This is a genomic window from Candidatus Baltobacteraceae bacterium, from assembly GCA_035502855.1.
Taxonomy (GTDB): Bacteria; Vulcanimicrobiota; Vulcanimicrobiia; order Vulcanimicrobiales; family Vulcanimicrobiaceae; genus Aquilonibacter.
On record DATJTX010000021.1, the window covers coordinates 323,723 to 330,752 of the forward strand.

7 protein-coding genes are annotated in these 7,030 nt (G+C 65.3%); 4 read left to right on the forward strand and 3 right to left on the reverse strand.

Annotation, left to right across the window (positions count from 1 at the left end; all coding sequences use genetic code 11):
• Positions 1-6 precede the first annotated feature (6 nt).
• Together VMF11_07830 and VMF11_07835 are read right to left on the reverse strand one after the other, a co-directional pair.
• Positions 7-564 carry a hypothetical protein gene (locus tag VMF11_07830; GenBank protein HTU70218.1) on the reverse strand — a complete coding sequence of 186 codons (558 nt, stop codon included), beginning with the start codon at positions 562-564 and terminating at the stop codon, positions 7-9.
• A complete protein-coding gene (locus VMF11_07835) occupies positions 561-1,175 on the reverse strand; it encodes a methylthioribulose 1-phosphate dehydratase (GenBank protein HTU70219.1) in 615 nt (204 codons plus the stop codon). The genes VMF11_07830 and VMF11_07835 overlap by 4 nt, the downstream gene beginning before the upstream one ends.
• 18 nt (positions 1,176-1,193) lie before the next feature.
• Between VMF11_07835 and VMF11_07840 the strand changes: the two genes are divergently transcribed.
• Both VMF11_07840 and VMF11_07845 read left to right on the forward strand, forming a co-directional pair.
• Complete coding sequence (locus VMF11_07840) at positions 1,194-2,669, forward strand: hypothetical protein (protein ID HTU70220.1); 1,476 nt, start codon at positions 1,194-1,196, stop codon at positions 2,667-2,669.
• A gap of 71 nt (positions 2,670-2,740) precedes the next feature.
• Positions 2,741-3,781: a WYL domain-containing protein gene (locus VMF11_07845; GenBank protein ID HTU70221.1), complete on the forward strand. Its 1,041-nt coding sequence runs from the start codon at positions 2,741-2,743 to the stop codon at positions 3,779-3,781.
• Here the strand turns inward: VMF11_07845 and VMF11_07850 are convergent.
• Positions 3,739-4,443 (reverse strand): hypothetical protein, encoded by a 705-nt coding sequence (locus tag VMF11_07850; GenBank protein HTU70222.1) that lies wholly within the window; start codon positions 4,441-4,443, stop codon positions 3,739-3,741. The two genes, VMF11_07845 and VMF11_07850, sit on opposite strands and share 43 nt — an antisense overlap.
• Before the next feature lie 360 nt (positions 4,444-4,803).
• Between VMF11_07850 and hutH the strand changes: the two genes are divergently transcribed.
• Both hutH and VMF11_07860 read left to right on the forward strand, forming a co-directional pair.
• Complete coding sequence (hutH, locus tag VMF11_07855; GenBank protein ID HTU70223.1) at positions 4,804-6,348, forward strand: histidine ammonia-lyase; 1,545 nt, start codon at positions 4,804-4,806, stop codon at positions 6,346-6,348.
• Between the two features lie 2 nt (positions 6,349-6,350).
• The gene (locus VMF11_07860) at positions 6,351-6,893 is read left to right on the forward strand and encodes an NTP transferase domain-containing protein (protein ID HTU70224.1); all 543 of its coding nucleotides are present in this window, start codon (positions 6,351-6,353) and stop codon (positions 6,891-6,893) included.
• Positions 6,894-7,030 lie beyond the last annotated feature (137 nt).

Sequence of the window (7,030 nt, forward strand, 5' to 3'; positions counted from 1 at the left end):
CCGAGGTTAATCGAGCTTGGGGAAATTTTCCGCAATCGGATCGCCGGTGAAGTTGGCGACCCAGCCTTCTTGATTGTCGAAGAGGCGAATCGCGGTGAACTCGGGATCCGATCCCATGTCGAACCAATGCTTCGTACCGGCGGGGACGCCGATCAGATCGCCCTTGACGCAAATCGTCTGATAGACGCGGCCGTTCAGATGAAGATAGAACGCGCCGCGCCCTTCTACGAAGAAGCGCACTTCGTCTTCGGAGTGCTGGTGCTCGTTCAGAAACTTGTTGCGAATCGGTTCGGTGTTCGGTGTACCGCGTTCCAGGCGCAGCACGTCCATCGACTGATAGCCGCACTGCGCGACCAGTTTGTCGATCGAGCTGCGATAGGCGTCGAGCACGGTCTGCTGATCCGCACCCTTGGGCAACTCGGCGTCGGCGGCCCAGCGCTCGAAGCGGACGCCGACCGCGCGCAGCTCCTGTGCGATCCGCTCTCCGTCGGTCGTATCGAGCACGAGTTCGCCGGGATTGGCTTGCTCGAAAATGCGAAGCGTCGTCGTCGCAGTCATCGTCATCGGCGTAACCTCCGTTCCTCTAAGGAACACGCAAGCAAAAACTCTAGGCCTTCCAGGTGGCGCTGCGCATCGACCATTGTCGCACCCCAAGCATACAACCCGTGTCCGCCCAGCAGGTATCCGGGCACGACGGGCTCGGCATCGAGAACCGACTCGATGCGTTCGGCCAGCGCCGCTGTGTCTTGGTCGTTAGCGAAAATCGGCAGGCGCAGCGTGCTCTCGTGCGTGCGCAAGCCGACCGTTTTGTGCATCTCGAAGCCGTCGAGCTCGACGAAGCCCTGCGGCGCGTCGGCGCGCGAGAGCACGGTTGCCGCGACCGTGTGCACGTGCAGAATCGCGCCGGTGGCCGGCCCGCGCCGATAGCGCGCGACGTGCAGCGGCGTTTCGGCCGAAACACCCGGCGGCAGGGAGCCGGCGAGCGGCACGGCGATCACGTCCTGCGCGGTGATGCTGCCCTTGTCGATACCCGAGCGAGTGATCGCTACATAGTCGGCATCGATCCGAGAAGAGAAATTACCGGCGGTTGCCGGCACCCAGCCGCGGGCGGCAGCGAATCGTCCGAATGCCGCCAAGTCGGCGGCGACTCGGGAGGGAACGGCTACGTCGAGCATGGCACTTGATTCTAACACATGCTCCCAGCGGCTCTCGCGCTCGCGCTCCATCCCTTCCAGCAACGGTTCGTGCCGGTCGACGGTGTTGATGGCACGCTCTCCGTTGCCTCCGACACGCTCGTGCGCGTTCAGGTCGATCCGGTGACCGACGTGATCGCGGTGCGCGCCGGCGCCCAGACGGGCACGACGACGCTGCATCTGAGCGATAGCGGCGGCGACCGGTTCGACCTACCGGTTCGCGTGGCGCTCGATGCCGGGGTCGCGCCGGCGCGGCTCGCGCTGACGGTGACCGGCCAGCCCGTCCAATGGCCGTGGCTCTGGTCGCAGGTGCAGAACGCGATCGCGCAGCGCTCGAGCCTGCAGCCCGGCGCGAGCGAGACCGTGGCGCAGCCCGCGACCACGCCCGTGCCCCCGCTTCCGAACGCGCAGCTCACCTTCGACGTCCCCGTCGCCATCGGCGGCAATGCCGCCGATTACGACGTCAGCACGACGGCGCGCGTGCGCGTCGACAACGAGGCAGTCGAGCCGTTTGCGCCGCCGACGCTCTTCTACGACGACGACCCCGAACGCGTCGACGCCGACGGCGTGATCTATCGCACCAGCGTGAGCGCGGCAAATCCGGCGCGGCTCTACTACTACCATGACGACGGCGGCCCGCCGCGCCGATTAGTGGTGGCTTTGCAATCCACCGGGGTTCCGGCGCTGGTGCAGGTCATCGACTCGTCGGCCGGCCCGAATATCGACGTGCTCAGCGTCGGACACGCGGTGAGCAAAGGTATGCTCGAGATGAAGCCGCGCAATGAAGGCGAGGTCGTTTCGGTCGGCATCACCCAGCCGCTCGTACTGCACGACGTGCTCATGACGGCAAAGCAGTGCGTGGCCGGCAGCGTCGATATCCAGGTGCTCGCCGGCGGTCCTCTCGAGGTGACCGTACTCTCGCTCGCGCAGAGAGAAGACGTTGCGGGCGCACTTGACGGCCCGCTGCTTCCGCGCGACGGCCACCATCGCACCGGCGCTTTTTCGATCGATGATTTCGGAACGACCTCGCTCGCGTACAGCGTCGGCGGTCCCGACGCGATTACGCAGTACGGCGGCCGTAACCAGGCTCCGCCCAACCGCGTGCCGGGCGGACGCGGCACGGATTACGGCGACTATGGTGTCCTCCAGACGCTGCTCTTTTCGCTTGCGAATCCAACCGCACAGAACGCGACGGTCTATCTCTACGAACGCCCGCTCGGCGGAGTGGTGCGCTCGAGCTTCCTCGTCGACGGTGTGCTGCACCAGGTCGGCTGCGTTCGTGACAGCAGCGAGCGGTACGGGATCGCCGCCTTCGAACTTGCGCCCGGGTCTCGCTACCAGCTCCAGGTCGACACGATGACCGACGGCAGCTCGAGTTATCCGCTCGAGGTCGGCTTGACCGCTACGCCGCCGCTGCCCGGCGCCCCACCGATCTCGGCCCCTGACGGCTGCTTTCCCAAGCGATCTCCGAATTGATAGAATTTTGAGCACTAGGCCGGGCAGTTGGCACACCACGGGGTCACGATCTGCGCTAGAGTATGGAATCAGTGGAACGCACAACGGAACCCAAAATCGTGCTGCTGGTCCGCCTCCTCAGCGCGATCGACGAGGGGCGTCACTCGTTCGAGAGCCTCAAAGAGCGGATCGCGGAAGGCGCACGGCGTCCCAGCACGCGCAGCCTGCGCCGCTATCTCGCCGTCTTGGCCGACGCCGGTTTCCCCTGGTATTTCGACCGTGCCGCCAACGCCTATCGCTTCGCCGAAGGGTACAGCCTCAAACGTCTCGACCTCTCGAACGGCGAACTGTTCGGCTTGGTCGCGCTCCGTTCGTTCGGCGCGTCGATCGGCGGCGCGATCGGAGCTTCGATCGACGAGATCACCGATAAGCTCCTGGGCTCGGCTCGCACCGCCGTGCGGGCACGGGTCGACGCGCCTTCACCGGTTTCGTTCCGGCTCTCCGAAACGCGGCTCGACGAAGACGGTGAACGCGCCTTTGGGCTGTTTGCGGCGGCCGAGCGTTCCTCGCGCAGCGTGCAATTCATCTATCAAGACAAAGAGGGAAACCGCAGTGCGCGCGAAGCCGATCCGTACGGTTTCATCGTCAGTTTGGGGCGCATCTATTGCGTCGCCTACGATCACGCGCGACGCGACAAGCGTGTCTTCGCGATCGACAATATCTCCGACGTGCACGTGACCGCGCATACGTTCACCAAACCGAACGATTTCGACGTCGAGGTGTTCGCCGCCGGCTCGATCAGCGGCGTGATGCACGGCGGGGAAACGACCCTCGTGCGCGTGCGCTTCGCATCGCGCGTCGCCAAAGCAGCGCTGGCCGCGCGCGTGGTGGCCGAGCGTCAAACCGAGCGCTTCGACGACGGCAGCGTCGAGATCGAATATCGCGTGAGCGACGTCGACGAACTCGTGCGCTGGGTGCTCGGTTGGGGCTCGCAAGCCGAAATACTCACGCCGCCGGACGCACGCGTTCGCATCGCGTCGCTTGCCCGGGAAATCGCCGAGAAATATTCCGCCGGCGCGGAGGTTTTGGACTACCACGCGGGGATCCGAAAGGTCGCGGGACACGTGTCCTGATCGGTCGGCGTATCCATCAGCGAGACGGGTCGTGGGAACGCGTCGATTTCGTTTGCACGGATCGTGATCCAGAATTGGGTCAGGACGATTTCGCCGGACGAGGTCTTCCCGCACTCGAGCTGGAGCGCGCTTCCACGGCCGGTTGCAAAGCCGGCCTCGAATCGATCGACGACGCTCGCGTGGCTGACGTCGTGTCCGGCCTGCTGCATCAGATACCGTCCGAACGAGCTCGAGACCACCGCTTCGCGCATGGCGAGTTCGGTGCGAAAGAACCGGGTGGGATCGAATCCGAAACATTGAACGTGCTTGTCGTATTCGTGCGTCAAGAGGTCGTGGGTGAACTGCGGCATCACCGCCTCGAGCTGCGCGTGCAGCGCGGCGTCGATCGGCGGCGCCTCCCGGTCGCGATCGTAGAAATCGCAGCCCTTCGACCACCACGCTCGATCGACGATGCCCTCGTCGATGAGATCCCGCGGGCGCGAAGCCCACAATCCATGGAGGCCGATCAGTGGGGTCTTCGGTTGATCGCGCCGGCAGCCGCCGTCGGTCGCGCAAATACCCGGTTGCCAGGTGAGCGCGAACGTGTAGTGTTCGAACGTGCCGTGCTGCGCCGGCGCGAGCACGAGCGCGAGAAGGCAGGTGGCGAGAAATCCGTTCAGCATCAGTTCCCTCTTCGGCGGCATTCCCTCAATACAAAACTCGCCGGCGTATAGCCGGCGAGTCTCGACGTATTCGCGCACCGCGATCGCCTATCGGGCTCCCGGGTGGGAGAGCCCGACTGACGCCGCGGCGGTTCGATCGTCGCGGCGGATGGCTACCAGCGCAGCCATCACGCGCATTGCTTCCGATCGCGACCGATACGTGCGTCGCACTCCGATGAATTCGAAGTGAGGTGATGGTAGCACCGTCGCTAGAGCGCATCAAGCGGGCGAACCGCGCAATGAACACGCTATCCACAAGTTTTTTGCGGTTATGCACGGCAGGCGTCCGGTTATCCACTTTGAACTATGGCGTGTACCGCTATGTCCCAAACAGTCTCGCAGCGGCGCGTCGAGCTCGACGGCCGTCATCTCGATCTCGAATCGATCGAGGCGGTGGCCGGCGGCGCCTCCGTTACGATTGCCCCCGCTGCGCGCGAACGCGTCGCGCGTGCGCGCGCGTTCGTGGAGGAGCGCTTTGCGCTCGGCGATGCCATCTACGGCGTCACCACCGGCTTCGGTCGTTTGGCGAACGTCCAGATCGACCCGGCCGACGCCGCGGCGCTGCAATTGAATTTGGTGCGTTCTCATGCATCGGGAACCGGTGCGCCGCTCGATGCGCGGCTGGTTCGCGCTGCCGGCGTGCTGCGGGTGAATTCGCTGGCGGCCGGTCATTCCGGCATAAAACTCGACACGCTCGATCTCTTGGTCGAGTTGCTCAATCGGGGCGTGACCCCGGTCGTGCCGTGCCAAGGATCGGTCGGCGCCAGCGGCGATCTCGCGCCGCTCGCGCACATGAGTTTGACGCTTATCGGCGAGGGTGAAGCGAGTTTCGCAGGCGAGCGGTTGCCGAGCGCGGCGGCGCTCGAACGCGCGGGCTTGCGGCCGGTAACGCTCGGGCCGAAGGAAGGTCTCGCGCTCATCAACGGCACGCAGGTGATGACCGGCATCGCCGCGCTTGCCGTCTTGCGTTCGCTGCGGCTCGCTGCCGCCGCCGACGTCATCGGCGCGCTCTCGCTGGAGGCGTTCTTGGGTACGGATCGTGTTTTCGACCGGCGCTTGAACGATTTGCGTCCGCATCCCGGTCAAGAACGCGTCGCCTCCAATTTGCGCGCGTTGCTCGCGGGCTCGGAGATCATGCTGTCGCATCGCGAGTGCGGACGCGTCCAAGATCCGTATTCGTTCCGTTGCATTCCGGTCGTTCACGGCGCGGTGCGCGACGCGATCGATTACGCGCGCACGGTCACGCAAATCGAAGCGAATTCGGTGACCGACAATCCGCTGGTCTTTCCGGACGACGGTGAGTTTCTTTCCGGCGGAAACTTCCACGGTGAGCCGATTGCGCTGGCGATCGATTTTCTCAAGCTCGCGGTCTGCGAATTTGCCTCGATCGCCGAACGCCGGCTCTATCTTCTGCTCAACGCGGAGGATCGCGGCTTGCCGCTCTTTCTGACCGGCCGCTCGGGATTGCAATCGGGTTTGATGATCGTGCAGTACACCGCGGCCGCTCTGGTCAACGACAACAAGGGACTGGCTTGGCCCTCGAGCGTCGACTCGATTCCGACCTCAGCCGGTCAGGAGGATCATGTCAGCATGGGCATGACCTCAGCCAATAATTTGATGCGCGCACTCGACAACGTGGAAGGCGCGCTCGCCTGCGAACTCCTCGGCGCGCTCGCGGCAACCGATTTTCGCCGGCCGCTGCGATCCGGAACCGGAACGCAGGCGGCGTTCGATCGCGCGCGCAGCCGTATCGCGCCGTGGAGCGCCGATCGTTCGCCCGCACCGGACATCGCGATCGCACGCGAGCTGATCGGAAGCGGTGCGCTGGTCGAGGCGGCGCAAGACGCGATCGGCGCGCGCTTGTAACGATGCTCACGGTGGTCGTGCTCGCGGCGGGACGTTCGCGGCGGTTCGGCTCGGACAAACTTCTTCACGGTTTGCCGGGCGGCGAAACCCTGCTCGAGCGGGCCGTGCGCGCCGGCGGCGCGTTCGACTCGGTGTTGGTGTGCAGTCCGGCGATCGCGGCGCGCGCGCGAGCGCTGCATCCGCACACGATCGTGAATCGCCATCCCGAGCGCGGCATGTCGTACTCGCTGCGCTTGGCGAATGCGGCGATCGCCCCGGAAAGCGCGATCGCCGTGTTGCCGGCGGATCTGTTGCTGATCGGCCCGCACGACGTCGCGTGCGTTGCCGCGTCCATCGACGGCGCCGACGTGGCTTTCCCCGTGCGCTCGGACGGGACGCCGGGCCATCCGGTGGTCTTCGCCGCCGGCGCGCGGCCGCTGATCGAACAGCTTTGCGACGGCGAGCCGATCGCATGCGTACGCGACCGGGCCGGTCTCACCCGCCGCCTGGTGGCGATCGAGGAGCCGTGGCCCTATCGTGACGTGGATACCCCGGCGGACATCTAGGGAAGCTCTGAAGAAGTCGCTGTACCGATCGCAAGGAGCATTTTCCGGTGCGAATCGAGGCGCATCCGAGGGAGCATAGCAACGCGCTCTGTGACCGAGGATGCAACGAAGACCCGCACCGGAAAATGCCCTTGCCC

Coding starts and splice junctions, on each gene's coding strand:
- VMF11_07860 (HTU70224.1), top strand. CDS start 6,351: ATGCTCACGGTGGTCGTGCTCGCGGCGGGACGTTCGCGGCGGTTCGGC.
- hutH (HTU70223.1), top strand. CDS start 4,804: ATGTCCCAAACAGTCTCGCAGCGGCGCGTCGAGCTCGACGGCCGTCAT.
- VMF11_07830 (HTU70218.1), bottom strand. CDS start 564: ATGACGATGACTGCGACGACGACGCTTCGCATTTTCGAGCAAGCCAAT.
- VMF11_07850 (HTU70222.1), bottom strand. CDS start 4,443: ATGCTGAACGGATTTCTCGCCACCTGCCTTCTCGCGCTCGTGCTCGCG.
- VMF11_07840 (HTU70220.1), top strand. CDS start 1,194: ATGCTCCCAGCGGCTCTCGCGCTCGCGCTCCATCCCTTCCAGCAACGG.
- VMF11_07835 (HTU70219.1), bottom strand. CDS start 1,175: ATGCTCGACGTAGCCGTTCCCTCCCGAGTCGCCGCCGACTTGGCGGCA.